Here is a 23,451-nt window from a genome sequence, read left to right on the forward strand (position 1 = left end):
CGCTATTTGACCGGTCCCAAATGGTCAACCGGTGACAGCCTGAATTTCACTTCCCCAAGAATATTATCGCCTTTGATAAAGCCGAGCATCCTGGAATCGACACTGTTCAGGCGATTGTCGCCCATCACAAAGTAATAACCGGCAGGCACAGTCACCGCGGAAAAATCTTCTGTCAGTTTGCTGAATCCCAGCTGCTTCGCCACTTTTCTATTTTGTTCCAAATAAGGTTCTGCTGTTTCTACACCGTTTATATACAGATGGTCATTGTTCATTTCCACCACGTCTCCCGGAACCCCCACTACACGTTTCAAGTAGTTTCTGTCTTCAGCTACTTTGAAAACGATCATATCGGAACGTTCAATGTCACTTATCTTCATCAGGAGGATCCGATCATTTTCCTCAAATGTCGGCATCATGGATTTGCCATGAACTTCCACAGGTTCAAAGATGAACTGCCGGGCACCCAAAAGCACCAGAGATGCCAGGATGATCACTTTCATCCATGCAATCAATCGATGGGAAGGTTCTTCTATCAACTCGGATTCCTCCTTGGCACCAAATCATTTTCTCTCATCATACTATACTGCGGAACTGGGCGCATCCTGGGTTTTGCTATTCAAAGGTGCAGTTGCTACAATTGACTAAATAGTAAGAAAAGGAGTGGTTTATTGTGCACAAGCTGTCCACTGATGATGTCATTTATTCTTTTTCAAGAAAAAACGCCCCCGTACTCCGTGTGAATTCGGGAGATACGGTCAGCATTGATACCTGCGATTGCTTCACCGACCAGATCCAGTCGGCGGATCAGGAAGTGGCTGCAATCGACTGGAACCGGATCAATCCGGCAACTGGTCCCGTCTATGTAGAAGGAGCTTCCGCCGGCGATTTACTCAAAGTGACAATCGATGAACTTGAAATCGGCGATCAGGGCGTCATGGTCACAGGGCCGGATCTTGGTGTCATGGGCCACCGCCTTGAGGAGATGGAATCCAAAATCATTCCGATCAGGAACGGTAAAGCCATTTTCAATGAAAAATTGCATCTGCCGTTGAACCCGATGATCGGTGTCATCGGTGTTGCCCCTGAAGGTGAACCGGTTTCCTGTGGGACGCCCGGTGCTCACGGCGGCAATATGGATACAAAGCACATCACGCAAGGCGCCACCCTCTACTTCCCTGTCTTTACCGAAGGCGCATTGTTTGCCCTTGGTGATTTCCATGCCGCCATGGGCGACGGCGAAGTCAGCGTTTCCGGCATTGAAGTGCCAGGACGCGCCACGGTGACCCTTGAAGTGGTGAAAGGCTTCCATTCCAAATTCCCTGTACTGATCAACAATGAAGGGGTTTCACTTCTCGTCTCCGCGATGACGCTCGATGAAGCGGTGAAAGTCGCCACTGAAGAGATGATCGATCTTTTATTGCCATTCACTGATTTAAGTGTCAGCGAAATGACCATGCTCATGAGTGCGGCCGGCGAAGCGCAGATCAGCCAAGTCGTCGACCCACTGGTAACGGCGCGCTTCTTCGTTCCTCAGCACATTCTGGAAGCTTTAGAAATCAAGTTGTTTTCATAGGTCTAAAAGACCAATCATTTGCGATTCCCATACCAAAAGTGCGTCAGAATCGTCGGACTTTTGAGCGAAACCGCAATGTATGGTACACTCAAGAAAAAATGTAGGTGATTAGAATGGTAGGAAGAAATGATCCTTGCCCATGCGGCAGCGGAAAGAAATACAAGAAATGTCACGGAAAAGAACAAACTGTCTCGGTAAATGACTTGGTGAACGAAGAACTATTCAAAGTGCGCCAGTTGTTCTTTTCAGAAAACCCGAATCAGGAACAGCTTGCTGATTTCCGTGAATTGCAGCAGGAATGGCAGCCTCGCCTGATGAAGACAATGGCAGAAAATGATGCACAGGCATTTGTCATCGAGAATTTTCTGTTCATGAAAAAACCTGAACTTTGGCAGGAGCACCTGGATAAGCAGATTGATCTTTCCCAGCGCCCTACCACTCAGGACATCCTGAAAAACTGGAGCAACGTAAAAGTCTTCGTCGGCCAATATGTAAAAGGCGATGAAAGCTCTGCTCAATTCAAAGATGCCTTTACCGGCGATATGTACACAATGGCTGATCAGCCACCGACAGATATGGAAGACGGACAAGGCTTGCTTGCAATCCTGTTGCCTGATTCACGCGTCGGCGAAGAAGGTGCTTTATTCCTTAACGGCTATTTGACGATTGTCGGCGAATTCGCTCCTTACCTTGAGCAATTAAAAGCTGAGATGGCGAAAGAGAATGCAACTGACGGCGAACAATACGTTCGCGACAATTATTTGGCGGTAGTTGAAAGCATCGTCAAATACTCTACTGGAACTGTTGATGAAAGCATCGACCTTTCACCTGAACACCAGTCTGTCATGGACGAATTGCAAAAGCATGTCCAGGAAGCCGATTTTGACGCGGAAACGGTAGATAATGTGACCAGCATCATGAACAGCTACCTGGCAAGCCAGCAGCCAAGCGTCCAAAAACCCGAGGCACTTGTCGGAGGCTATTGGAGATTCCTGCAGGATCATGAATTGATCAAGGGACCTATGCTTGCTCCTAAACAATTAAGCGAAAAGTTCGGCGTGGCTTCAAGCACCATCCTGAAGCGTTCAAAAGAATTCGGATCTTATTTTGATGAGCTATTGGCTAAAGCTAAATAAGCAGGTATAAAGCAAAGAGTCGGCCGAAGAAATTTCGGCCGACTCTTTGCTTTTTTATTTTCTCCTCCGAAATCTGACCAATATATACGCAAGGATCCCAGTGACTGCAAGGAACAGATAGAGACGGATGAAGGCCGGTTCAAACCACAATATATCTGTAAACGATATAAAGTAGTTAAGTATGGCTGCCAGCAGCATAAGAACTGCCAATCCGAAAATAACCAATCCGGCATAGCGGATGAACTTCAGAAACGTTTTCATCACAAGCGCTCCTTTTACTGAATTTCTTACTTCTTTACATACCCTCTTTGCGCAATCTAAGCTCCCTGAACAAAGCCTTATCTTTTTCAGGAACGGATTCACCCAAAACTGTTTGTTCAGAAGTTTATGGGGAAAAGATGGAATATGGGAAAACTCTGTGAATGATGGGGGTAACTCTGCATAATTCCCAAAAAAATAAAGCGGAGGTATCAACATGTTGATAAGTTGGAAAAAGAGTATCTTTTCCACAGAAAGGAGTCTGAAGAATGTTTGAAATAACCTGGAGCAGCTTTACTCGAATCGTGACCGTCGGTTTTCTGGCTTATATCGGCTTGGTTTTTTTCCTTCGAATTTCAGGAAAACGGACACTGACTAAATTGAATGCATTCGATCTTGTTGTGACTGTGGCCCTCGGTTCCACTTTGGCTACCATATTGCTGAATGATAAAATCAGCCTTCTGGAAGGGCTGACTGCATTTGGTTTATTGATCGGCGGACAATACATCATGACATTCTTGGCGGTACGATCAAAGACTTTTAATAAGTTCATAAAATCCGAACCCAAATTATTGTATCTGAACGGCAACTTTTTGGAAGATGCGATGAAAAAAGAACGGATCAACAAAGTGGAGATTTTGCAGTCCATCCGCAACCAGGGCAAAGGCAGCCTTGAAGAAGTGCAGGCTGTGGTGCTTGAAACCGATGGCAGTATGTCGGTCATTCAAGGAGAGCCGGGCAATACGCTGGCCAATGTTAAATCTGATAAGAAGATATAAAAAAGGTTCCGGCAGTTTTTTGCCGGAACCTTTTTCTGATAAGATACAGCTGCCGGGCCTTTCGGGATTAACGCGGCGTTTTCGCTCTCTGCTTGCGGTGTTCCCGGCGCGCTGGCGCCGTTTCGAAAAACAGCTTCTCGCCTTCTGATTCGGGGATGACAGCCGGAACTGGCGTTGGTTTGCCGTCATCGCCCATCGCCACCATGGTCAGGAAGGATTCAGTTGTAAGCCGTTCTTCCCCTGTCTGCAGATTTTTCGATTTCACCCTTACATAGACTTCCATGGAAGTGCGGCCCGTTGACGTGACATTCGCTTCAAGCTCAAGCACATCTCCTACGTGTGCTGAAGAAAGGAAGTCGACCGAATCGATGGAAGCTGTCACTACGACTTGCCGGCGGGCATGTTTCATTGCCGTAATGCCTGCAATTTCATCGATATACGCCAGAACTTTCCCTCCAAAAATTGAATTCATGTGGTTCGTGTCTGGCGGAAGCACCAATTTCGTTTGGATTGTCCGTGATTCTTTCATTAGCCTTGCTTCCATAATTTTCACTCCTACTTTTTTAATCAATATATACTAATGCTATACGCAATATTTCAGGTCGGCAACTTTTAGCCGTATGATATATTGAACTTACAGGAGGTGCATTATGTCAGAATTAATGAGTATTTTAAATACACCTGAGTTCCAATCGAAAGATTCATTGAAAACACAACTTAAAGAACTCGGCATCCAAGAAGGCGACCAGCTTATGGTCCACTCTTCGCTGAAGTCGATGGGGTGGATTGCGGGAGGTGCCCAGGCAGCCGTCGAAGCGCTGATGGAAACAGTTACTGGGAGCGGCACCCTCGTAATGCCTTCACAATCCGCTGACAACTCGGATCCGGTGTATTGGATGGAGCCCCCGATCCCTGAAAACTGGCACGCGGATTTGCGGGAGAACCTTCCTGCCTATGACCCTTATCTGACGGGGCTCAGAGGCATGGGGAAAATCGCCGAATGCTTTCACCGGCACCCTGCCACGATCCGGAGCCCCCATCCGTCCCATTCTTTTATGGCCTGGGGCGCTGACGCAGCAGAGTGGATGCGTGATCATCCCATTGAAGATTCATTCGGTGAAGGTTCACCGCTTGCGAAAATGATGAAGGCTGAAGTAAAAATCCTGTTCATCGGCGTCGGCTTTGATTCGTGCACCGCTTTGCATTACGCCGAATTTGCACAGGACGACCGGACAACTTCTCCGCAAGGCGCTGCGATTATGCTGAACGGCGAGCGGATTTGGCAAAGATTCGAATGCGTGGATATGGATTCGGACCGCTTCCCTGAAATCGCCAAAGATTTTCCGTGCGAATTCAGAACCGGCAAACTCGGGCAAGCGGAGGTCAAACTGGTCGCTATGAAGCCGTTGGTGGAATTCGGCATTCAGTGGCTGCAGGAAAATAAAAAACAATAAAACCATAGGATTGCCGCTTTTCGAATGCGGAAATCCTATGGTTTTATCATTTCATCCAGAAGATTCTCCAGACGGTCGTTAGTCGAATTAAACGAATCCACGAATGCGTTGATGATTTCAGCTGGCCCTGCAATTTTCTCCCAATCCAGCTGGTAGCCTGCATTGGCCATCAATTGGCGTGCAAATTCACGGACTGTCCGGCCGTTGCCTTCCCTGAATGGATGCAAGGCATTAAGCTCTGCAAGATAATGGGCCAAACGCTCGATCATCTTATCGCGCGGAAGGTCCTTTAAATAATTCTCTTCTTTCAATTCATTGAAAATCCGGTGCATCTGCACTTCGATATGATCGGGGTGTGCGAAAGACGACGAGCCCTTGGAAATCATCTCTTTGCGCAATTCACCGGCAAACGGATAGATGTCCTGAAGAATAGTCCGATGAATATCGATAAAAGCGTCCATATCCAAAGGATCAGCCGGCTTCTTCAACTTCAGTTCGGAGAGGCGCAGCAAGGTGTACACCGTTTCCAATTCCTTCAGTTTATTGTCATCATGAATTGAAAAATGATTGATCAGAACATCCGAGCCTGGATAGCAATACATAGAAGAATGCTTATACCTAGACATCAAATCTGTTTCGAATGGCCTTATGGAATTGAGCTTCCGTTTTTTCCCCCGTCAGAACCGACCGTACAAAATTACAGTCCTCATGTGTCACATCAAAGCCCTCGATATGGAGTGAATGTGAGGCATAGGAAATCGCATGTTCGGCTTGTTCAAAAGAAATCCGGTTAACTAATTTCGTCAAATTGATGACCACCTTTCATTCTTCCATTATACCATTTTACAAGCGCGGAATCTATTGACAGCAAGCGGTTTTGAGTAAAAAATTCACTTTATTCCGCTTGCTGTTCCTCGTATTTTTATGGATTTCAGAAGGAATGAAAATCATGCAGTTTTTCATTTCAAATTCTTTACAGAAATAATTATTTTTAAGTTTTGGCAGCTCAAAAATTAAATTACTTGAATTTATAATTCCATAATTTGGCGATACTTTCCGGTTCAACCAAAATACTTTCCAGTTCTCCTAAAATACTTTCCAAAATGCCTGAAATACTTTCCAATTCGGCTCAAATACTTTCCAATTTCATTTCAGGAATTCGCAAGCGATTTAATTGTATATATATAACAGTCCCACTCAATATTTTTACCAAATAAAAAAGGCGGGATGAACATCCCGCCTTCTCTTTAAACCTGTTCCTGCAATTCCTTCGATTCTTCCGAAGTAAACGCGCGGGACCTTGTCAGGAAACGTTTCCCTTCAACGCCTTCCAGTGAAAACATCCCTCCGCGTCCCGGCACTACATCGATGATCAATTGGGTGTGTCGCCAATAATCAAACTGATTTTTGTGCATATAGAATTTGCTTCCGCCGATTTCACCCATCAGCACATCCTGGTCACCGATAAAGAGGTCACCTTCCGGATAGCACATCGGCGAGCTGCCGTCACAGCAGCCGCCTGACTGGTGGAACATCAGTGGGCCATGCTTCTCTTTTAAAAACTCGATCAATTCAAGGGCGGCATCAGTAGCTGTTACACGTTCAACCATTGCAATCCCTTCCTTTCGTAGAAAAGCGAAAGTGCCCGTTTAGCTCTGATAGGCATAAGGCAAATCAGCGTAGTGGCGCTCTTTGCCGCGCAGCTGATTGAACTTATGACCCGAAGAGCTGGGCCGCTGGAGTCTAGACACTAGAAAAGCGACAGCGCCCGGTTAGCCCCGACAAGCGCTGGAGGACTTGTCAGTAATGGCGTTCTTTGCCATTACTGACAAGTCCGAAGCGACTCGAGGGGCTGGGCCGCTGGAGTCTAGACAGTGCCGATCAAAAGAACCCTTGCTTGTCCTGGCTGTAGCTGACCAGCATGTTTTTCGTGTTTTGGTAATGGTCCAGCATCATTTTATGGTTTTCACGGCCGAAACCGGACATTTTGTAGCCGCCGAATGCAGCATGGGCTGGATATTGGTGATAGCAGTTTGTCCAGACGCGTCCCGCTTGGATGCCGCGGCCGAAACGGTAAGCCGTATGCGTATCGCGGGTCCAGATGCCTGCTCCAAGGCCATATAATGTATCATTGGCGATTTCCATCGCTTCTTCTTTCGTTTTAAAAGTCGTTACGGAAACGACCGGTCCAAAAATCTCTTCCTGGAAAATCCGCATTTTATTGTTCCCTTTAAATACAGTCGGTTTGATATAGAAACCTTCCGCCAAATCGCCTTCAAGCACATTCCGGTCGCCGCCTGCAAGGACTTCGGCGCCTTCCTGCTTGCCGATATCCAGATAGGACATGATTTTTTCCATCTGTTCCTGCGAAGCCTGAGCTCCCATCATCGTTTCCGGATCAAGCGGATTACCAAGTTTGATCGCTTCAACGCGTTTCAACGCACGTTCCATGAATTCTTCATAAATATCCTCTTGGATGAGCACACGCGATGGGCAAGTACACACCTCGCCCTGATTGAGCGCGAACATGACAAACCCTTCAATCGCTTTATCAAGGAAAGCATCATCCTGGTCCATCACATCCTTGAAGAAGATGTTCGGTGATTTGCCGCCCAGCTCCAAAGTGACCGGAATCAGGTTTTGAGATGCATATTGCATGATCATCCGGCCAGTAGTCGTTTCACCTGTGAAGGCAACTTTAGCGACACGAGGACTGGACGCAAGCGGTTTCCCTGCTTCAAGACCGAAGCCGTTGACGATATTCAATACGCCCGGCGGCAGCAGATCCCCTACCAGTTCAGCCCACACCAGGATGCTTGCAGGCGTCTGTTCTGCCGGCTTCAATACGACACAGTTTCCTGCAGCAAGCGCCGGCGCCAGTTTCCAGGTTGCCATCAGGAGCGGGAAGTTCCACGGAATGATTTGCGCAACCACTCCGAGAGGCTCATGGAAATGATACGCGACAGTGTCGTCATCCAGTTGGCTGAGCGATCCTTCCTGCGCACGGATAACGCCTGCAAAATACCGGTAATGGTCAATCGCCAAAGGAATATCAGCATTCAGGGTTTCCCGTACCGCCTTGCCATTGTCCCAGGTTTCGGCAACTGCCAGCATTTCAAGATTCTGCTCCATCCGGTCGGCGATCTTCAAAAGAATATTAGCGCGTTCAGTAACTGATGTCTTGCCCCAGCCATCCTTCGCTGCATGGGCCGCGTCAATCGCAGCTTCAACATCTTCGGCTGTCGAACGGGCAATTTCCGTGAATTTTTTGCCGTTTACAGGAGACACGTTATCAAAATACTGTCCCTTTGCCGGCGCTTTCCACTCGCCGTTAATATAGTTTTCGTACCTTTCCTTGAACGAACTCTTTGCACCAGCTGTATTCGGAATTGCGTATTCCATTACCATTCTGTTTCCTCCCCTTGATTGGTTTGCCGTTATGTATGCGCTTTCATTATACTGTCGATTTGGCTGCGCATAATGAAACAGCTTACCTTCTATATTGTCAAACAACTTAGAAAATTGCAATAGATTATACTTTCTTTTTCGCTGTAAAAGTAATCAGCCCTTCGTTTTGTTCTGTCCCTTTTGAGGGTATAATGGAAACACACAGCAAATTCTACAAATCGAAGGGATTTTATTATGCGAATTAACAAATTTTTAAGTGAGACCGGGATCACCTCCCGCCGCGGCGCGGATAAATTTATCGAAGCCGGCCGCGTTACCATCAACGGCGCTCCGGCGGAACTCGGCAGCAAAGTGCAGCCGGGTGATCAAGTGCATGTCGACGGCAAGCTGATCGAACAGCCGCAGCAGGAATACGTTTATATCGCCTTGAATAAGCCTGTGGGCATCACAAGCACGACCGAACGCCACATCGAAGGGAATATCGTCGATTTCGTCAATCACCCTGAACGGATTTTCCATGTCGGACGCCTGGATAAAGATTCTGAAGGATTGATCCTTCTGACAAATGACGGTGACATCGTCAATGAAATTCTGCGAGCGGAAAATGAACACGAAAAAGAATACATTGTCAGAGTCGATATGCCGATCACCGATTCTTTCCTGAAAAAAATGCGGGAAGGCGTTGAAATTCTGGATACAGTCACGCTTCCGGCAAAAGCCGAGAAACTGACGAAATATATTTTCAAATTGACGATCAAACAGGGATTGAACCGCCAGATCCGCCGGATGTGTACAGCACTTGGCTATGAAGTTCGCAGCCTGCAGCGGATCCGGATCATGAATATCCAGCTCGGAGATCTGCCGATAGGCGAATGGCGTGATCTAACAGATGATGAACGCAATGGATTATTCAAGCAGCTCGACTACAAACCGAAACGTTGAGGAGGATTCTGCATGCTGACGATGAAGAGTACACCGAATCATACCGGTGTAAAAATTAGCGGTGATTATTTTGACCTGGATGAGTTGAACCAGGCATTTTATAAAGTGATCGGCAAAGAAGACCAGTATCACGGCTATGAAGGTTCACGCCGGCGCATACTCGGGATTTCATATGAAATCCGCCATGCTGCCCAAGGCGACCGCAATGTGGACTTCGTCTTCAACGGCCTCCATGAACACACGATGAAGCAGCACGGATTTATCGCACCTGATAAAAACATCTATTTCTCTGCAGAAATCCTTTGGCCTGAATTGATTTACGCGGCGATTGCGCTGAAGGATTTCGTGAGCCTTTATCAGAAACGGGTTTCACAATCGATATGGGATGTTCATCTGCCGGTCATCTATCGTTTCCAGTCGCTTGTTCTGGATTGCCTGCAGGGCCATGTTCCCGATGAAGAATACGAGTCGATTTTAAAAGGTTTTAACCAGCCCGTCACAGTGGATGATTACGCCATTCAATATGTGGACCTGATGAACCTCAAGTATATCGGCATGACAAAAGAGCAGCGCGAAAAGAGCCTTTCCACAATTGCTATGAAACTGGCTGTACAGGACAATGATTATCAGGCATTTCGCAAACAGGTTCTTTCTGCTGCCACTCCCGGCAAGAAGCAAATACATGAAATCGAAGTATCCGCAAAGTATCCCGAGGACTTCGAATGGTGATTTGAGAATTTCCATCTCAAAAAGTATAGATTGACAGAAAAAATCCCAAGCCGTTTGACTTGGGATTTTTCTATTGCTTAATTTGAATGACGAGGAAGTTTGAATCTTCTATCGCCTTCAGGCTGTGTTTCTCTTTCGGCGTCATCCTCATCATGACACCTGTAGATACTTCCGCGACTGTTCCTTCTACTGTAAACTCGACTCGTCCGCTGTTTACGATGATCAGAACATCCGCGTCGGCGTCATGTTCCGATATCTCTTCCCCTGCTGCCAATTGCATATTCACAATATTGGTCTTTTCGAATTCCGCAACTTTCTGTACGTGCTTTTTCTTATTGTCCAGCTGATTGGGCATTTCAAATAACTCCATGCTTGCACCTCATTTCTTTCCTTGTTTATTCCATTCGACAAATGACAGGCAATCCCTGCCCGCGAATTCCGCCTATCGTTTTAAAACCTCCGAAAGAAGGGTATATTTCCTGAAACGATCAAATTCAACGTACTGGAGTGATCACAATGAAGAAATGGTATTTGCCGATAAGTGTTGCACTATTGCTGTCAGCCTGTGGAGGCGATGATACGCCCGAGCTTGAAGAGGAATCGCAAACGGAAGTTTCCGCTCCTGAAGGCGACGACCTTGATCCCACTGATCCTGAAGAAGTGGAAAATGCAGAGATGACTCCTGTTTCAGACCTGGCTGCTGGGAATATAGAAGAAGGCGCAGCAGTAAAAATCTCAGGTACAGTAGAAGAACTGGCGGATGATGTCGCTTTCCCTTCCTTTATCCTTTCCAATGACGGCCAGCAGGTATATATACGGAATATGGCTGAAACGCCAGTTGAACCGGGAGACACTATCCAATTGGAAGGCATCTATGACGGCAACGCAGAAGAGGACATGCCACTCATTTCCGCTTCAGTCATTACAGTCGAATAAAATCCAGCAAGCTTGCAAACTAAAAAACCGGCCGAAACTTCGGCCGGTTTTTTGCTTATTCTTTTTCTTACTTCTCGGGTTCAGCCGGTTCTGAAACTTCATCAAGCGCAATATCAGCATTGCCATATGATTTATCTTTTACAGCGATGTCGCCAAGAGAGACGATTCCAACGACTTTGTCATTTTCCACAATCGGCAAACGGCGGATTTGGTGGTCAGCCATCAGTTCTGCGGCTTCTTCAACGCTCATGTCTTTATTGCCCGTCACCATATTTTCAGAAAGAATTTCAGAAACAGCTGACTCCAATGACAGGTTGTCCGCAATGCCGCGAACCACAATATCGCGGTCTGTAATGATGCCGACTAATTTTTCATTTTTGCATATCGGTATAGAGCCGACGTTGATTTCCTTCATCTTGGCGGCCACTTCCTGAAGCGAGTGTCCGGGATTGCATGTATCAACTTCTTTGGTCATTATGTCTGCGACTTTCATTGAATGTTCCTCCTTAGTTTTTTGTATTTACACTATATACGTTGTTTATCCTTTATCATACGCCCGAAACCTTTTGGCCACGAAAAAAGCGATTCCGCATTACAGACGGAATCGCTCTCATCGACTACTCAACCAATTGGATGAATTGTTTTGTACGTTCATTCTGGGGATTTTCAAAGAAATTCTTCGGATCCGCAGATTCAATGATAGTGCCCTGGTCAATCATGATGATCCGGTCCGCCACTTCTTTGGCGAACTTCATCTCATGGGTGACGACAACCATTGTCATGCCTTCTTCTGCAAGCTGTTTCATAACCTGCAGGACTTCCCCGACCAATTCAGGGTCAAGCGCAGAAGTAGGTTCATCAAACAGCATGACTTTCGGTTCCATCGCCAGGGATCTGGCAATGGCCACACGCTGCTTTTGACCGCCTGACAATTTGCTCGGATAAACATCCGCTTTGTCTTCAAGGCCGACTTTTCTCAAAAGGTTCATACCCAGTTTTTTCGCTTCTTCTTTTTTCATCTTCTTGACTGTAATCGGTGCTTCAATCACATTTTCCAGAACTGATTTGTGCGGGAAAAGATTGAAATGCTGGAATACCATACCAACTTCAGCACGTATCTTGGCTAAATCCTCTTTTTTGGGGTTGATTGTGTGCCCGTCAATAGTAATTTCTCCGCTGTTGATCATTTCCAGAAAGTTAAAGCACCTCAGAAGTGTACTTTTCCCCGATCCACTGACACCGACAAGAACAACCACTTCTTGGGGTTTCACATGCAAATCAACCCCTTTGAGCACTTCCAGATCGCCGAAGGATTTGTGTATATTTTTCCCTACTATCATGTCTGTCCCTCCTTAGGCTTTGTCCACATCAAGTTTATTTTCGTACAAGCGCAACAGGAATGTGAAAATCATTACAAGCACTAAGTAATAGAGCGCGACCACCAGGAAGGATTCGAAAGCCTGGTAGGATTGAGCCGCTTCACGGTTTGCAAGTGAGAAGATTTCCGCCACACCGATGATGTAAACAAGTGATGAGTCTTTTAACGTAATGATGAACTGGTTGCCGAGCGGCGGAATTGAGCGGCGCAATGCCTGTGGAAATACAATTCGCTGCATGGTCTGCTTGCGGTTCATCCCAAGTGACAGGCTGGCTTCACGTTGGCCCGGGTCAATCCCCTGAATGGCGCCACGGAAGATTTCCGCGATATAAGCACCATTATGGACGCCGAGTGCAATAGCGCCTGCCCAGAAATTAGACATAGTATAAATCTCAACAATCCCGAAATACAGGAACATGATCTGTACAATTAAAGGTGTGCCTCGTATTACTGTGATATATATATTAGCGATTCCTCTCAGGATTTTTGATCCTGAGATTTTCATCAATGCGAAAATCAGGCCGATGACCGTTCCGAGAACGACGCCGATCGCTGTCAATTCCAGAGTGACCACTGTCGCTTCCAGGAATCCCTGATAAGTACGCATGAATACGTCAAAAACGTCGACAAATAAGTCCGGCATAAATTCCACTCCTCTTTTCCCTCTTTAACGGCAGGAGGAACTCCACTTATACGAGTAGAGTTCCACTGGCCGTAAAAGCCCGATTGAATCAGCTTGCACTTTCTGAGTGCAGGCTGCTGTAAACTCAATCAAACAGCTTCTATTCGAGCACTTCCACACCTTCAAGATCTACATCGAGGAGATTGCGGCCGAACCATTTCTCTGAAATCTCTTCATATGTTCCATTTTCAATGATTGTATCCAATGCTTCATCGATTGCTGCAAGAAGTTCTTCATCGTCTTTACGCACAGCGATGGATGGCTGCTCGATCCATAGCGGTTCGCCGACCATTTCGACTTCAAGTCCGGCATTCTGTGCTTCAAAACCAACTACATCTGCCGTAATTACTGCGTCCAGACGGCCTTCAATCGTCAAATCCTGAAGCGCTACGACATCACTTGTGTAGTATTGGATGTCATCTGTATATTCGGCTGCTGCTGTTTCATAAGTACTTTGTCCAACTACGCCAATTTTCTTGCCTTCAAGATCCTCAGCTGATTGGATTTCGGTATTTCCTTCCCGTACAAAGATTGCTCCGCCTGAATAATAGTATGGGTCAGAGAAGCTAACCTGCTCCGAGCGTTCTTTCGTGTTCGACATTGATCCGATAATGGCATCGTAACGGTTTGAGTTCAACCCCTGGATGATTGTTTCAAAAGGTGTAGTGACGGGATTCGGCTCCAGTCCCATTTCTTCTGCAATCGCATTCCCGATATCGATATCGAAGCCTTTCAAATCGCCGCCTTCTTCAAAACTGAAGGGTTTGTATAATCCACTTGAAGCAGTTGTGAATTGGCCTTCTTCCAATAGATCGAAATCGCTCCCCGATCCTTCTGATCCTGTACTTTCTGAACCGGAAGACGAATCGTCTTCACCACATGCGGCCATGATCATCCCTGCTGATAAAACTATTCCTAAAAATGGATATTTCTTTTTCATATCGTTCTCCCCTTTTCATTTTATGATTCACCAAAACGCCTGGGCGTTCCGGGACCTGCCTTTACATTGGGTCTAATCAGATAAAAACTTCTTTCTCCATATATATCGCTTCCACCTTTGCCAAATTCCGTTTTACTTTTGAATGTTCTTTGACATATACAAAACGCATGATTGAAGCAATCAGCGCATGTACAGCGGTGTAAGAATCGATGTTCAGATTCGAGTTTACGGAAACCTCCAGCTTTATATCGGCATATTCTGCTGCCGGAGAATCCGCGGCATCCGTAATCAGCACAATTTTGGCTCCCTGTTTACTGGCAGTCGCCAATGTGTCGATGACTGATTTCGTATAACGTGGAAACACGAAAGCAATAACGGTATCACCTTCAGTCAGTGCTGATAATTGCCGGTAGTATTGGGCGTCTCCATGCATCATCAATTCAGCATGATCGAGCGTCAAATTCAGCCAGGACGTCATAAAATGTGCGAGGCCGAAATCGAAAAAATTACTCGTTACATATATATCCTTCGCCTGGCCGATGTAATCCACCGCCTGCAGGAGCTGGTCTTCGTCCGCAGACTGCTTCAACTGGGTGATGCTGGCGATATCCGCATCCAGCAGATTTGCAAGAAAGGATTGTTCGACCGCCGGCTGGGTATCGGATTCCTCCACTTGTTCAAAGCGTTCTTCCGCCAGCTTCCTTTGCAGCACGTGCTGAAATTCCGCGTATCCACGGTAACCGAGTTTTTGGGACCATCTGATTACTGTGGATTCACTGACATTGACCCTCCTGCCTACTTCAAGTGCCGATGAAAAGGCAAGAAAGATGGGCTCTTTGAAAAAAAGATCCCCAATCTTTTTTTGTCCAGAACTAAAATCTTTATACGAGTTCGAAACGTTTCGCAGTAAATCCTGCATATTTTACAGCCCCCAATGTAAAAACAAGCTTCTATACTAATTCAAGTATACTATAATGCAGGATTTCCTTCAATAATTATCCGAATATTCTTTGTAGAAAGTAAAATTTGAAGAATTATTTAATTCTTTTTCCCCACCTTACTTACACCTAAACTACTACGGATTTTTTTAAGACACCCTGCCGCTGTCCTCTTTCTCTCTCTTCAAACGGTTTTCAAGTATACTGTTTGTATAACTTGTAATGGAGTGATGTTTTTGAACTGGGAAGAAGGAATTTATCGACTTTTTTTAATATGGTATACAATCGGCATCATACTGTTGGCTTTTGATTTATTGCCTTCGTGGCTGGAATGGGCTAACGCCGTCTTTCTTATACTTGCTGGCACAATAGGTTTTCTATACTTTTTGAAACGCTTTGGCAAGCCTGCCGGAATCACCATCGGCTTAATCATATTCTTCGCCACTTTTATCGTTGAAGGTGCAGGCGCGAATTCCGGGTTTCTGTTCGGTTCGTATGATTACACAGATCATTTTGCTCCGAACCTGTTCGGTGTGCCCATCGCCATCGGCTTTGCCTGGCTGATGGTGGTTGCAACGTCCCATGTGCTGGCGCGCTGGATTTTTCCGAACGGCACTTTCGCTTATGCTGTAACCGGCGGAATAGGGGCGGTCATCATGGACCTTATAATCGATCCTGTTGCCTATCGCATAAAGACTTATTGGATTTGGGAAGACACCGGCTGGTATTACGGGATTCCCTGGACCAATTTTTGGGGCTGGTTTATTGTATCGTTCGTTCTTCATCTGCTGATCGATTGGGTGATGCGCCGTAAATCGATGGCAATTGCCAATGACCCGGCCGAGCGCCGGCTTGTGCTGCTTTATCTTCTCATGATCGCCATGTTCGCCATGCTGGGTGCCCTGGGCGGATTATGGCTGGCTGTGGCAGCCAGCACTATTCCGGCAGTGTTGCTTGTAGTGCTTGCATGGAAAAGGAGGCCACTATGATAATTGCGAAAAAAAGCCGTTTATTTGAAAAAGGGTTTGCACTCTATCTTTTGCCGTTGCTTCGCAGGTCGTTTTCTCATCTATTGGGATACGGCATCCGAAAGATTCCTGAAAAACCGGTGATTTTCATCGCAAACCACAGTTCCTGGTGGGACGGCCTGCTGTTCTTCTTTTTGAACCACACAGTCTGGAAGCATGACATCCACATGATGATGCATGAAAAGAACCTGAGGAAATATATTTTCTTCCGTTATCTAGGCGCGTTTTCGATTGATAAGCAAAATCCGAAAGATATCATCCGGTCCCTTCAATATGCTGAAAAATTGTTGGCTGAAGGCAAGTCGGTTGTGTTATTTCCGCAAGGCGATGAATATCACCAGGAAATCCGCCCGCTCGCTTTTTCCACCGGAATCGGTTATCTGGTTGAAAAACATCCCGATGTACCGGTAGTTCCGATTACATTCTATTATTCATTCCGGCACGATCAGAAACCCGAAGTTTGGATACGGCAAAGTTCACCATTATCTATAGAGAAAATCGCTGGAACTTCCAGAAAAGAGCGCACAGCGTTTCTTCAGGATACTGTAACCGCTCAGTTGGATGCATTAAAGAAAGAAGCCATCGCTGAAAACGTGTCTGAATTCAACGATTTACTGGGAAAGGAGTGAAGCAAAACAATGATTATGTGGATTTTCATCCTTTGCCTGGCCGCTTTTCTGCTATGGACGATCTTCAATAGCTTTTTCATGCCTTCTCTTCCTAAAAAAAATCCTGCAGTCAATGGGCATCCCTTGCTGTCGGTTTTGGTGCCCATGCGCAATGAAGAACGGAATGTCAAATCGCTTGTTGCTTCGCTCAAAAACAGTACATACCCGAAGATAGAATTTATCATCCTGAATGACCAATCCACCGATCGGACGCAGCAATTGCTTGAAGAAGAAATTGGCGGCGACAGCCGTTTTACGATCTTGCAGGGAGCCGAACTTCCAACAGATTGGGTGGGAAAAGTTCATGCGTGCCATCAGCTTCAAAAGGCTGCTGCCGGGGAGCTTTTAATGTTTGTGGATGCTGATATCAATTTCGGTCCCGAAGCATTCCAACAGTCTATTGCATTGATGCAGCAGAAGAACGCAAAGTCGCTGTCTGGCTTTCCGGCCTTCGAAGTCGCGCCATTTTTAAGTAAACTGCTGGTTCCGATGCAGCATTTTGTTGTCTTCTTCCATTTGCCGCTGGGATTGGCGAATTATGCCTCATTTCCTGCAGCAACAGCAGCGCACGGAGCATGGATGCTTTTTGACAGAAAAGTATATGAAGATATTGGCGGGCACCAGTCGGTTCGAAACTCCCTCGTGGAAGATGTCCATATTTCCCGGGAAATAAAGAAAGCCGGCCATCGCATGCTGCTGGCCAATATTACAGAGTCCGTCAGCAGTAAAATGTATGACACCAACAAGGAAGTTTGGGAAGGTTTTTTGAAAAATAGTTATACAGGCATCGGGCGATCGTCGGTGATGGCAGTTTTGCTCACTCTATTTTATATACTGTTTTATGTTATTCCTTTCGCCTTGGCTGTCATCGGCATTTTTATGCTCAAGCCGCTGCTCGTTGTCCCTTATCTGCTTATTTGCCTGCAGCAGCTGTACGTCATGCTGAGGACCCGGCAGAATCCTCTTTTGGCATTTTTGATGCCTTTTCAGGCTGGCGCGATGATTGCTGTGCTCCTCCACGCAATGCAAAAATCCCGCAGAAGGCAATCATACTCATGGAAAGGCAGGAATTATTTATGAGCAAAACGATTATCATCGGTGGCGGCCTCGGCGGGCTGTCCGCAGCAGTGACTCTTGCCAATGCAGGAATGGAAGTAGAGTTATATGAAAAGAATGATCATTTCGGCGGCAAGCTGATGCCGGTCCAACTCGGCACCCACTCGTTTGATTTCGGTCCTAATACCATCACGATGCCAGAAGTTTTTAAAGCGGTTATTGAACAGACAGGAGAAGCCGCCGCCGATTATTTTGATCTGATCCCATTGACTACCCATACCAGAAACCATTTCTCCGATGGCCGCCACCTTGATTTTTCTTCCGATCAGGAAATTATGCAGGCTGAGTTGAATCGCGTTGCAGCGGATGACGCGAAGAACTATAGTCGTTTTCTCAGTGAAATCAGCCGCATCTATAATTTATCGGAACGCTATTTCTTCCCTTCCACTTTTCAGTCATGGCGTGATTATCTGTCTCCGTCACTTGGAAAAGCCCTATTGCAGGTTCGGCCGGCAGAGACGATGGATCATTTCTACAAGAAGTATTTCAAAGATCCCGTTTTGCTCCAGGCGTTCGGCCGGTATGCAACGTATATCGGATCATCTCCCTATAAAGCTCCTGCGACTTTTTCAATGATCGCTTATCTGGAATTGGTCGGCGGCGTTTATTACGCTAAAGGGGGAAACACTCGCATAGCGGAAGGGTTTGCCGCGGTGGCAAAAAAAAGAGGGGCACGTCTTTATTCCGGAAAGCCAGTCAAAAGAATAATCGTCAAAGACGGTAAAGCTGCAGGAGTGGAATTGGATGATGGCACTGTATCTGAGGCGGACGCAGTCGTTTTGAACGGCGACCTGTTGACTGCCTTCCCCCAGCTCACCGCTGAAAATGAACGGCCGTCTTTCAGCAATGAAAAGAGCGAATCCTTCGAGCCTTCCATTTCCGCTTTTGTTATACTGGCAGGTTTGAAAACCCGCCTGCCTGAACTGAAGCATCATAACGTCTATTTCTCAGAAGATTACCCGAAGGAATTTGATGAACTCTTTGTAAAGAAAAGCTATTCCGAAGAGCCGACCGTGTATATCAGCAAGTCTTCTGCAACGGATCCTTCGGTATCCCCAGACGGTGATAATCTGTTCATCCTTGTCAATGCTCCTGCGCTGACTCCGGATGGAAAACTGCAGATCGATGCCGAAACATATAAGAATCGGATATACGATTTTCTGGAAAACTATGGATTGAATATACGAAGCCATCTTGCAGAAGAAAAAGTCTTTACGCCTTCTTTTATAGCTGAGAATTTCAATGCTTTCCGCGGGGCTTTATACGGGCCCTCTTCGCATCGGAAGAAAGATGCTTTTCTGCGTCCGGCAAATGCCAGTCCGGATATTAAAAACTTGTTCTTTGTTGGCGGCAGCACACATCCCGGCGGCGGATCACCCATGGTTACGATGAGCGGCCATAATGTTGCAACTCGCATTTTGAAGAAGTTCGGCCTGCTGTAATGAGAGCACTTAATGATAAAAAGGCCAAATAAAAAATCAGCCTGATATTGATTGGCTGATTTTAACAAGATATGCCCGCTTGAGGCATATCTTTTTTATTCGTTTCATAGACAAGCAAGTATCTGCTGCTTGGATTGATCAGTCACAAAATGTTTCTGGCCGAAAACGTTATAGTCTTTCTTTCGGATGGTTGTCAGAATTTCACGGTACACCAGTCCGGCACCTTTTACAGGAATTCTTGAACTGACCGGATATTCGTTTATGGTTTCAAACGCTTTCTCGTAATAATACTCCGCTTCCTGCGCCATCTCTTCCCAGACTGATACGAAGGCCGGCGTTACAGTTTTCCTATGAAGATCTGCTTCCTCCAGGTTGTGTTTAACCATCAGCTCTGAAGGCAAATAAACCCGGCCTAGCCCTAAATCTTCATCGATATCACGGAGAATATTGGTGATCTGCATTGCGTATCCAAGGGCAATCGCCCCTTCTTTCAGAATTTCCGTTTTGCCCGGAGCCAGCACCGGCAACAGCATAAGGCCAACAGAACTCGCTACGTGATAACTGTAATCCAGTACGTCATCCACCGTCTTATAGCGTTTCATCAGCAAATCCATTTCCTGGCCAGCGATCATGCTGGCATAGGCTTCATCGTCCATGTCGTAATTCTTGAAGACATCGGAAAGCGCCAGCCACATCGGATTTTCAACATCAAAATTACCTGCCAGAAAATCATTGAACTCCTGTTTGAAGAGAGTCAGCCCACGAACTGGATCCGCACCTTCATCCACAATATCGTCCACCGTCCGGCAAAAAGCGTAAATAGCCCAGACAGCTTTTCTATTTTCCTTCGGCAGCATGGAAAAACTTTTGTAAAAGCTCTTGGAATTGGCGGCAATGATTTCTTCGCAAAAACGGTAAGCTTTACTTAATTCCATTAAGAACCTCTCCTCTCGCTTAAGGAATCACGTTCAATTTGTTCGGCAAGCAATTTGGCTCCCTGCATTACAATCGGAATACCGCCGCCAGGATGGACGGAAGCTCCCACCGCGTAGAGGCCTTCTACATCGAAAGGTTTAACTTGAGGGCGGAAAACACCCGATTGCAATAGTGTCGGACCGATTCCGAAGCTCCCTCCGCGGAAGAGGCCGAATGTCTCCGCATCGGTTGGAGTCCTTACTTCCATCCACTCGATTGCATCTTTTAATCCAGGGAACGACAATTCTTCCATCCTGTCGATCACTCCATCGATCCACTCTTTTTCATTTGCCCAATCGACATCCGACCCTGCAGGCACGGGAATCAGGGTGTACAGCACCCCTTTCCCTTCCGGTGCCAAAGAATCATCGATTTTTGATGGATGGAATGTATAGAATGCTGGATCTTCAGGCTTCTGCTTGTCGGTGAACACGTCTTTCATGTGTTTCGCATAATCATTTCCAATAAAAAATTGATGTACGTTTACTTCATCATAGACTTGATTCAGTCCAAAATACAGCAATACACAGGCAGAAGATGGAACAAATTTCTTCTTTTTCCGTTCCGGCAATAAACGCGACACCGTTGGAAAGTCGCCGTTGTAGACTACTGCGTCAAAATCTTCCCTTCCGGATTCCAACTCCACTCCTGTTGCTTTCCCATTATCCACTAGGATCTGTTTCACTTTTTGACCTTTTCGGACAGTGACATTCGAGAGGGTGAGCAGCTTTTCCTCCAAAAGCGGCACGATACTCGCATAACCGCCTTTCAAATAATGGACGCCGTGCTCATGTTCGCTGAAAGATACCAGCGAATACATACCAGGAGCACTGTACGGATCTCCCCCGATATAAAGTGACTGGAGCGTATAGGCCAATTGAAGACGTTCATCTGTAAAATAGCGGGCCATCAACTGTTTTATGGAAAGCTGAGGTTTCAAAGCCAATAGATTCTTAACGTTTCCTGGAGTGAAAAATGTTTTTTTATCGACGAAAGAATGCTCAAGAAAAGCGGATTTACCGATGGCAAACCGAGTACGCCCTTCTTCCATAAAACGTCTGAAGCCTTCTTCCTGTCCGGGGAATACATTTGCCACTTCTTCTATTTGCCGCTTGTTGTCCGGGTATTTCGTATATACTTTTCCGTCATTGAAACGGATGGTGTAAAGAGGGTCGCAAAGCAACAATTCATATTTTTCTTTCGGGATCCCCGCTTCAGCCAACAATTCCTGAAACATCTCCGGCAATAAAACAATTGTCGGTCCCTCATCAATTTTGAAACCATCACGCTCAACGAAGTTCATACGGCCGCCAAGGCGGTTTTCCTTTTCAATGATTGTCACGTCGTGCCCTTGTTTACTTAAATACAAAGCACCCATCAATCCACCGATGCCGCCGCCGATTATCCCGATTTTCATGCAAATCCCTCCAATTGAGGCAACGGAAGAATCGGTATTCCTTCATTTCCATCTTTTTTCAAAATGCCGTTGGCAGTGATGCGGGCGGATTCCAATATGGTCGGCAAGCCGCTTCCTGGATGCGTTCCGCCACCCACCAGCCAGCATTGTTTAAGTTCTTCGAATTCATTGTGAGGACGGAATATCATCATTTGAGTCAATTGATGCCCCAGGTTGAATGTTGCGCCTTTATAAACGGAATAGTCATGTTCCCAGCCGAACGGCGTCAACACTTTTTCCACTTCGATATGTTCACGCAGATTTTTAAATTCCGTCTTCTCCTCAATTATATTCAATACGAGTTCCCTGAATTCCTGCTGTTCATTGTCCCATCCGATATCACTGAAATTATTCGGGACCGGTGCCAATATGTAAAGTGCTGATTTCCCTTCAGGTGCGAGTGTCGGATCTGTGACACTGGCATTTTGGATATAGATGGAAGGATCCGCTGATAAAAGCTTAGAATCTGTAATTTCTTCCACATTTTTTTTGTAATCCTTGGCAAAGACAATTGTATGGTGAGATAGATCATACTTTTTATCCAATCCCAAATAAATCATGAAAGTGGAACAGGAGTATTTTTTCTTCTCCAGTTTTTCAGGCGTATATTTCTTCAGAATCCCTGGCTCAACAAGATTGGTCATGACATGGGCAAAATCCCCATTGATGATGACTTCATCAGCGGCTTCGCAGCTTCCGTCCTCAAGATCCACGCCTTTTACGGTACGGCCTTCAAGCCATAATTTTTTCACACCTGTGCCTGTATGGATTTTACCGCCAAGCTCGCGGATCACTTTCGCCATCGATTCAGAAAGCTGATTGACGCCACCGATCGGATGATAGATTCCATAAGCGTGCTCCATATAAGACAAAATCGTAAAAGCACCTGGACATTCCCATGGTGACATGCCAAGGTATTTGGACTGGAATGCAAAAGCGAGCTTTAACCGTTCATCTTTGAAGTAGCGTGAAAGCACATCGTAAAGGCTTTTGTTCACTTCCAGTTCCGGCAAAGCCTTAAGCACTTTAGGCTGGATCATGTGTGAAAACTTATCCATTCTTGTCTGCAGGATTGGTGAAAGAGCCTCCAATTTACGGCCGGTCTCTTTCATGAACCGTTCATAACCTTCCCCGCCGCCTTCAAAATCTTTATCAATTTTGGCTTTCATTTCTTCGGCATTGCGTGTCATGACTAATTTTTGATCTTCAAAAATCAATTCATACATCGGGTCCAGTTCGACAGGCTCCATGTAATCGGCAAGCTTTCGTCCAGCAACTTCAAACAGCTCTTCCACTATATGAAGCATGCTTAAAAAAGTTGGACCGGTATCAAAAGTGAAATCACCGATTTTCAAGGCCGCATTGCGCCCGCCGACCCGTTCGTTTTTTTCATAGATATCCACTTTATATCCTTTTGCTGCCATCAGCATGCCAGCTGCAAGTCCTCCTGGACCAGCTCCGATTATAATGATTCTCTTCGACATATGATTACCCCATTTATGTTTCTTTAGTTATACATTATTTATATAAAAATTATACAATATAATAAATAATAAAACTATTGAAATGATTTGCTGTTACAAAAATTTATAAGTTAGATGAAAGTCTAAAAT

27 protein-coding genes are annotated in these 23,451 nt (G+C 45.9%); 11 read left to right on the forward strand and 16 right to left on the reverse strand.

Annotated features, from left to right (window positions below):
• Positions 1-2 precede the first annotated feature (2 nt).
• On the reverse strand, positions 3-536 hold the full coding sequence (gene lepB, locus D2910_RS05375; protein ID WP_338088670.1) for a signal peptidase I: 534 nt from the start codon (positions 534-536) through the stop codon (positions 3-5).
• 131 nt (positions 537-667) lie between these two features.
• Here lepB and D2910_RS05380 point away from each other — a divergent pair, with 131 nt between their 5' ends.
• Complete coding sequence (locus D2910_RS05380; protein WP_084243938.1) at positions 668-1,573, forward strand: acetamidase/formamidase family protein; 906 nt, start codon at positions 668-670, stop codon at positions 1,571-1,573.
• A 113-nt stretch (positions 1,574-1,686) separates the two neighbouring features.
• Positions 1,687-2,709 carry a YecA family protein gene (locus tag D2910_RS05385; RefSeq protein WP_117312658.1) on the forward strand — a complete coding sequence of 341 codons (1,023 nt, stop codon included), beginning with the start codon at positions 1,687-1,689 and terminating at the stop codon, positions 2,707-2,709.
• 54 nt (positions 2,710-2,763) lie between these two features.
• On the opposite strand, the gene D2910_RS05390 is transcribed toward D2910_RS05385, so the two are convergent.
• Entirely contained in the window at positions 2,764-2,970 is a 207-nt protein-coding gene (locus tag D2910_RS05390) for a hypothetical protein (RefSeq protein ID WP_084243936.1), read from the reverse strand.
• A 266-nt stretch (positions 2,971-3,236) separates the two neighbouring features.
• On the opposite strand from D2910_RS05390, the gene D2910_RS05395 reads away from it, so the two are divergent.
• Positions 3,237-3,746 carry a DUF421 domain-containing protein gene (locus tag D2910_RS05395; RefSeq protein WP_117312659.1) on the forward strand — a complete coding sequence of 170 codons (510 nt, stop codon included), beginning with the start codon at positions 3,237-3,239 and terminating at the stop codon, positions 3,744-3,746.
• Between the two features lie 67 nt (positions 3,747-3,813).
• Here D2910_RS05395 and D2910_RS05400 read toward each other — a convergent pair whose 3' ends face one another.
• Positions 3,814-4,290: an acyl-CoA thioesterase gene (locus D2910_RS05400; RefSeq protein ID WP_084243934.1), complete on the reverse strand. Its 477-nt coding sequence runs from the start codon at positions 4,288-4,290 to the stop codon at positions 3,814-3,816.
• A gap of 106 nt (positions 4,291-4,396) precedes the next feature.
• On the opposite strand from D2910_RS05400, the gene D2910_RS05405 reads away from it, so the two are divergent.
• Positions 4,397-5,200 carry an AAC(3) family N-acetyltransferase gene (locus D2910_RS05405; RefSeq protein ID WP_117312660.1) on the forward strand — a complete coding sequence of 268 codons (804 nt, stop codon included), beginning with the start codon at positions 4,397-4,399 and terminating at the stop codon, positions 5,198-5,200.
• Between the two features lie 35 nt (positions 5,201-5,235).
• Here D2910_RS05405 and D2910_RS05410 read toward each other — a convergent pair whose 3' ends face one another.
• The 4 genes from D2910_RS05410 to adh form a co-directional block, all read right to left on the reverse strand.
• Positions 5,236-5,802 (reverse strand): Fic/DOC family protein, encoded by a 567-nt coding sequence (locus D2910_RS05410; protein ID WP_240633552.1) that lies wholly within the window; start codon positions 5,800-5,802, stop codon positions 5,236-5,238.
• 16 nt (positions 5,803-5,818) lie between these two features.
• Complete coding sequence (locus tag D2910_RS05415) at positions 5,819-6,007, reverse strand: hypothetical protein (protein WP_084246736.1); 189 nt, start codon at positions 6,005-6,007, stop codon at positions 5,819-5,821.
• Positions 6,008-6,447: 440 nt separating this feature from the next.
• On the reverse strand, positions 6,448-6,810 hold the full coding sequence (locus tag D2910_RS05425) for a DUF779 domain-containing protein (protein WP_084243930.1): 363 nt from the start codon (positions 6,808-6,810) through the stop codon (positions 6,448-6,450).
• A 271-nt stretch (positions 6,811-7,081) separates the two neighbouring features.
• Positions 7,082-8,602, reverse strand: a complete 1,521-nt coding sequence (adh, locus tag D2910_RS05430) for an aldehyde dehydrogenase (protein WP_117313049.1) — start codon at positions 8,600-8,602, stop codon at positions 7,082-7,084.
• Between the two features lie 240 nt (positions 8,603-8,842).
• Between adh and rluF the strand changes: the two genes are divergently transcribed.
• Positions 8,843-9,550 (forward strand): 23S rRNA pseudouridine(2604) synthase RluF, encoded by a 708-nt coding sequence (rluF, locus tag D2910_RS05435; RefSeq protein ID WP_117312663.1) that lies wholly within the window; start codon positions 8,843-8,845, stop codon positions 9,548-9,550.
• Positions 9,551-9,562: 12 nt separating this feature from the next.
• A complete protein-coding gene (locus D2910_RS05440; protein WP_117312664.1) occupies positions 9,563-10,279 on the forward strand; it encodes a DUF6904 family protein in 717 nt (238 codons plus the stop codon).
• Between the two features lie 70 nt (positions 10,280-10,349).
• Here D2910_RS05440 and D2910_RS05445 read toward each other — a convergent pair whose 3' ends face one another.
• On the reverse strand, positions 10,350-10,649 hold the full coding sequence (locus tag D2910_RS05445) for a cupin domain-containing protein (protein WP_117312665.1): 300 nt from the start codon (positions 10,647-10,649) through the stop codon (positions 10,350-10,352).
• Positions 10,650-10,795: 146 nt separating this feature from the next.
• Between D2910_RS05445 and D2910_RS05450 the strand changes: the two genes are divergently transcribed.
• Positions 10,796-11,215 carry a hypothetical protein gene (locus D2910_RS05450; RefSeq protein WP_117312666.1) on the forward strand — a complete coding sequence of 140 codons (420 nt, stop codon included), beginning with the start codon at positions 10,796-10,798 and terminating at the stop codon, positions 11,213-11,215.
• Between the two features lie 67 nt (positions 11,216-11,282).
• Here D2910_RS05450 and D2910_RS05455 read toward each other — a convergent pair whose 3' ends face one another.
• The 5 genes from D2910_RS05455 to D2910_RS05475 all read right to left on the reverse strand — a co-directional run bounded on the left by D2910_RS05455 (position 11,283) and on the right by D2910_RS05475 (position 15,134).
• The gene (locus tag D2910_RS05455) at positions 11,283-11,708 is read right to left on the reverse strand and encodes a CBS domain-containing protein (protein WP_117312667.1); all 426 of its coding nucleotides are present in this window, start codon (positions 11,706-11,708) and stop codon (positions 11,283-11,285) included.
• A gap of 124 nt (positions 11,709-11,832) precedes the next feature.
• Positions 11,833-12,555 carry an amino acid ABC transporter ATP-binding protein gene (locus tag D2910_RS05460; protein ID WP_084243924.1) on the reverse strand — a complete coding sequence of 241 codons (723 nt, stop codon included), beginning with the start codon at positions 12,553-12,555 and terminating at the stop codon, positions 11,833-11,835.
• Between the two features lie 12 nt (positions 12,556-12,567).
• Positions 12,568-13,236, reverse strand: a complete 669-nt coding sequence (locus D2910_RS05465) for an amino acid ABC transporter permease (RefSeq protein ID WP_117312668.1) — start codon at positions 13,234-13,236, stop codon at positions 12,568-12,570.
• Positions 13,237-13,375: 139 nt separating this feature from the next.
• Positions 13,376-14,215 (reverse strand): transporter substrate-binding domain-containing protein, encoded by an 840-nt coding sequence (locus D2910_RS05470; protein WP_117312669.1) that lies wholly within the window; start codon positions 14,213-14,215, stop codon positions 13,376-13,378.
• Positions 14,216-14,291: 76 nt separating this feature from the next.
• Positions 14,292-15,134, reverse strand: a complete 843-nt coding sequence (locus tag D2910_RS05475; RefSeq protein ID WP_117312670.1) for a MurR/RpiR family transcriptional regulator — start codon at positions 15,132-15,134, stop codon at positions 14,292-14,294.
• 249 nt (positions 15,135-15,383) lie between these two features.
• On the opposite strand from D2910_RS05475, the gene D2910_RS05480 reads away from it, so the two are divergent.
• From D2910_RS05480 to D2910_RS05495, 4 genes are read left to right on the forward strand one after another with little or no spacing between them, the layout of a single operon-like run.
• Positions 15,384-16,142: a carotenoid biosynthesis protein gene (locus tag D2910_RS05480; RefSeq protein WP_117312671.1), complete on the forward strand. Its 759-nt coding sequence runs from the start codon at positions 15,384-15,386 to the stop codon at positions 16,140-16,142.
• Positions 16,139-16,810, forward strand: a complete 672-nt coding sequence (locus D2910_RS05485; protein ID WP_101801644.1) for a lysophospholipid acyltransferase family protein — start codon at positions 16,139-16,141, stop codon at positions 16,808-16,810. The genes D2910_RS05480 and D2910_RS05485 overlap by 4 nt, the downstream gene beginning before the upstream one ends.
• A gap of 9 nt (positions 16,811-16,819) precedes the next feature.
• Positions 16,820-17,929, forward strand: coding sequence for a glycosyltransferase family 2 protein (locus D2910_RS05490; protein ID WP_117312672.1), 1,110 nt, complete (start codon positions 16,820-16,822; stop codon positions 17,927-17,929).
• A complete protein-coding gene (locus tag D2910_RS05495) occupies positions 17,926-19,407 on the forward strand; it encodes a phytoene desaturase family protein (protein WP_117313050.1) in 1,482 nt (493 codons plus the stop codon). Before D2910_RS05490 ends, D2910_RS05495 begins: the two co-directional genes overlap by 4 nt.
• A 104-nt stretch (positions 19,408-19,511) precedes the next feature.
• Here the strand turns inward: D2910_RS05495 and D2910_RS05500 are convergent, their stop codons facing one another.
• From D2910_RS05500 to D2910_RS05510, 3 genes are read right to left on the reverse strand one after another with little or no spacing between them, the layout of a single operon-like run.
• Entirely contained in the window at positions 19,512-20,342 is an 831-nt protein-coding gene (locus D2910_RS05500) for a phytoene/squalene synthase family protein (RefSeq protein ID WP_117312673.1), read from the reverse strand.
• Positions 20,342-21,799, reverse strand: coding sequence for a phytoene desaturase family protein (locus D2910_RS05505; protein WP_117312674.1), 1,458 nt, complete (start codon positions 21,797-21,799; stop codon positions 20,342-20,344). The genes D2910_RS05500 and D2910_RS05505 overlap by 1 nt, the downstream gene beginning before the upstream one ends.
• Entirely contained in the window at positions 21,796-23,322 is a 1,527-nt protein-coding gene (locus tag D2910_RS05510) for a phytoene desaturase family protein (protein ID WP_117312675.1), read from the reverse strand. The genes D2910_RS05505 and D2910_RS05510 overlap by 4 nt, the downstream gene beginning before the upstream one ends.
• Positions 23,323-23,451 lie beyond the last annotated feature (129 nt).

Origin of the sequence: Planomicrobium okeanokoites (genome assembly GCF_003428875.1) — a bacterium.
In the GTDB taxonomy this organism is placed as follows: Bacteria; Bacillota; Bacilli; order Bacillales_A; family Planococcaceae; genus Planococcus; species Planococcus okeanokoites.

What these genes read in the sequence shown, in the direction of transcription:
- D2910_RS05385 (WP_117312658.1), top strand. Translation starts at nt 1,687, where the DNA reads ATGGTAGGAAGAAATGATCCTTGCCCATGCGGCAGCGGAAAGAAATAC.
- D2910_RS05390 (WP_084243936.1), bottom strand. Translation starts at nt 2,970, where the DNA reads ATGAAAACGTTTCTGAAGTTCATCCGCTATGCCGGATTGGTTATTTTC.
- D2910_RS05395 (WP_117312659.1), top strand. Translation starts at nt 3,237, where the DNA reads ATGTTTGAAATAACCTGGAGCAGCTTTACTCGAATCGTGACCGTCGGT.
- D2910_RS05400 (WP_084243934.1), bottom strand. Translation starts at nt 4,290, where the DNA reads ATGGAAGCAAGGCTAATGAAAGAATCACGGACAATCCAAACGAAATTG.
- D2910_RS05405 (WP_117312660.1), top strand. Translation starts at nt 4,397, where the DNA reads ATGTCAGAATTAATGAGTATTTTAAATACACCTGAGTTCCAATCGAAA.
- D2910_RS05410 (WP_240633552.1), bottom strand. Translation starts at nt 5,802, where the DNA reads ATGTATTGCTATCCAGGCTCGGATGTTCTGATCAATCATTTTTCAATT.
- D2910_RS05425 (WP_084243930.1), bottom strand. Translation starts at nt 6,810, where the DNA reads ATGGTTGAACGTGTAACAGCTACTGATGCCGCCCTTGAATTGATCGAG.
- adh (WP_117313049.1), bottom strand. Translation starts at nt 8,602, where the DNA reads ATGGAATACGCAATTCCGAATACAGCTGGTGCAAAGAGTTCGTTCAAG.
- rluF (WP_117312663.1), top strand. Translation starts at nt 8,843, where the DNA reads ATGCGAATTAACAAATTTTTAAGTGAGACCGGGATCACCTCCCGCCGC.
- D2910_RS05440 (WP_117312664.1), top strand. Translation starts at nt 9,563, where the DNA reads ATGCTGACGATGAAGAGTACACCGAATCATACCGGTGTAAAAATTAGC.
- D2910_RS05445 (WP_117312665.1), bottom strand. Translation starts at nt 10,649, where the DNA reads ATGGAGTTATTTGAAATGCCCAATCAGCTGGACAATAAGAAAAAGCAC.
- D2910_RS05450 (WP_117312666.1), top strand. Translation starts at nt 10,796, where the DNA reads ATGAAGAAATGGTATTTGCCGATAAGTGTTGCACTATTGCTGTCAGCC.
- D2910_RS05455 (WP_117312667.1), bottom strand. Translation starts at nt 11,708, where the DNA reads ATGAAAGTCGCAGACATAATGACCAAAGAAGTTGATACATGCAATCCC.
- D2910_RS05460 (WP_084243924.1), bottom strand. Translation starts at nt 12,555, where the DNA reads ATGATAGTAGGGAAAAATATACACAAATCCTTCGGCGATCTGGAAGTG.
- D2910_RS05465 (WP_117312668.1), bottom strand. Translation starts at nt 13,236, where the DNA reads ATGCCGGACTTATTTGTCGACGTTTTTGACGTATTCATGCGTACTTAT.
- D2910_RS05470 (WP_117312669.1), bottom strand. Translation starts at nt 14,215, where the DNA reads ATGAAAAAGAAATATCCATTTTTAGGAATAGTTTTATCAGCAGGGATG.
- D2910_RS05475 (WP_117312670.1), bottom strand. Translation starts at nt 15,134, where the DNA reads ATGCAGGATTTACTGCGAAACGTTTCGAACTCGTATAAAGATTTTAGT.
- D2910_RS05480 (WP_117312671.1), top strand. Translation starts at nt 15,384, where the DNA reads ATGTTTTTGAACTGGGAAGAAGGAATTTATCGACTTTTTTTAATATGG.
- D2910_RS05485 (WP_101801644.1), top strand. Translation starts at nt 16,139, where the DNA reads ATGATAATTGCGAAAAAAAGCCGTTTATTTGAAAAAGGGTTTGCACTC.
- D2910_RS05490 (WP_117312672.1), top strand. Translation starts at nt 16,820, where the DNA reads ATGATTATGTGGATTTTCATCCTTTGCCTGGCCGCTTTTCTGCTATGG.
- D2910_RS05495 (WP_117313050.1), top strand. Translation starts at nt 17,926, where the DNA reads ATGAGCAAAACGATTATCATCGGTGGCGGCCTCGGCGGGCTGTCCGCA.
- D2910_RS05500 (WP_117312673.1), bottom strand. Translation starts at nt 20,342, where the DNA reads ATGGAATTAAGTAAAGCTTACCGTTTTTGCGAAGAAATCATTGCCGCC.
- D2910_RS05505 (WP_117312674.1), bottom strand. Translation starts at nt 21,799, where the DNA reads ATGAAAATCGGGATAATCGGCGGCGGCATCGGTGGATTGATGGGTGCT.
- D2910_RS05510 (WP_117312675.1), bottom strand. Translation starts at nt 23,322, where the DNA reads ATGTCGAAGAGAATCATTATAATCGGAGCTGGTCCAGGAGGACTTGCA.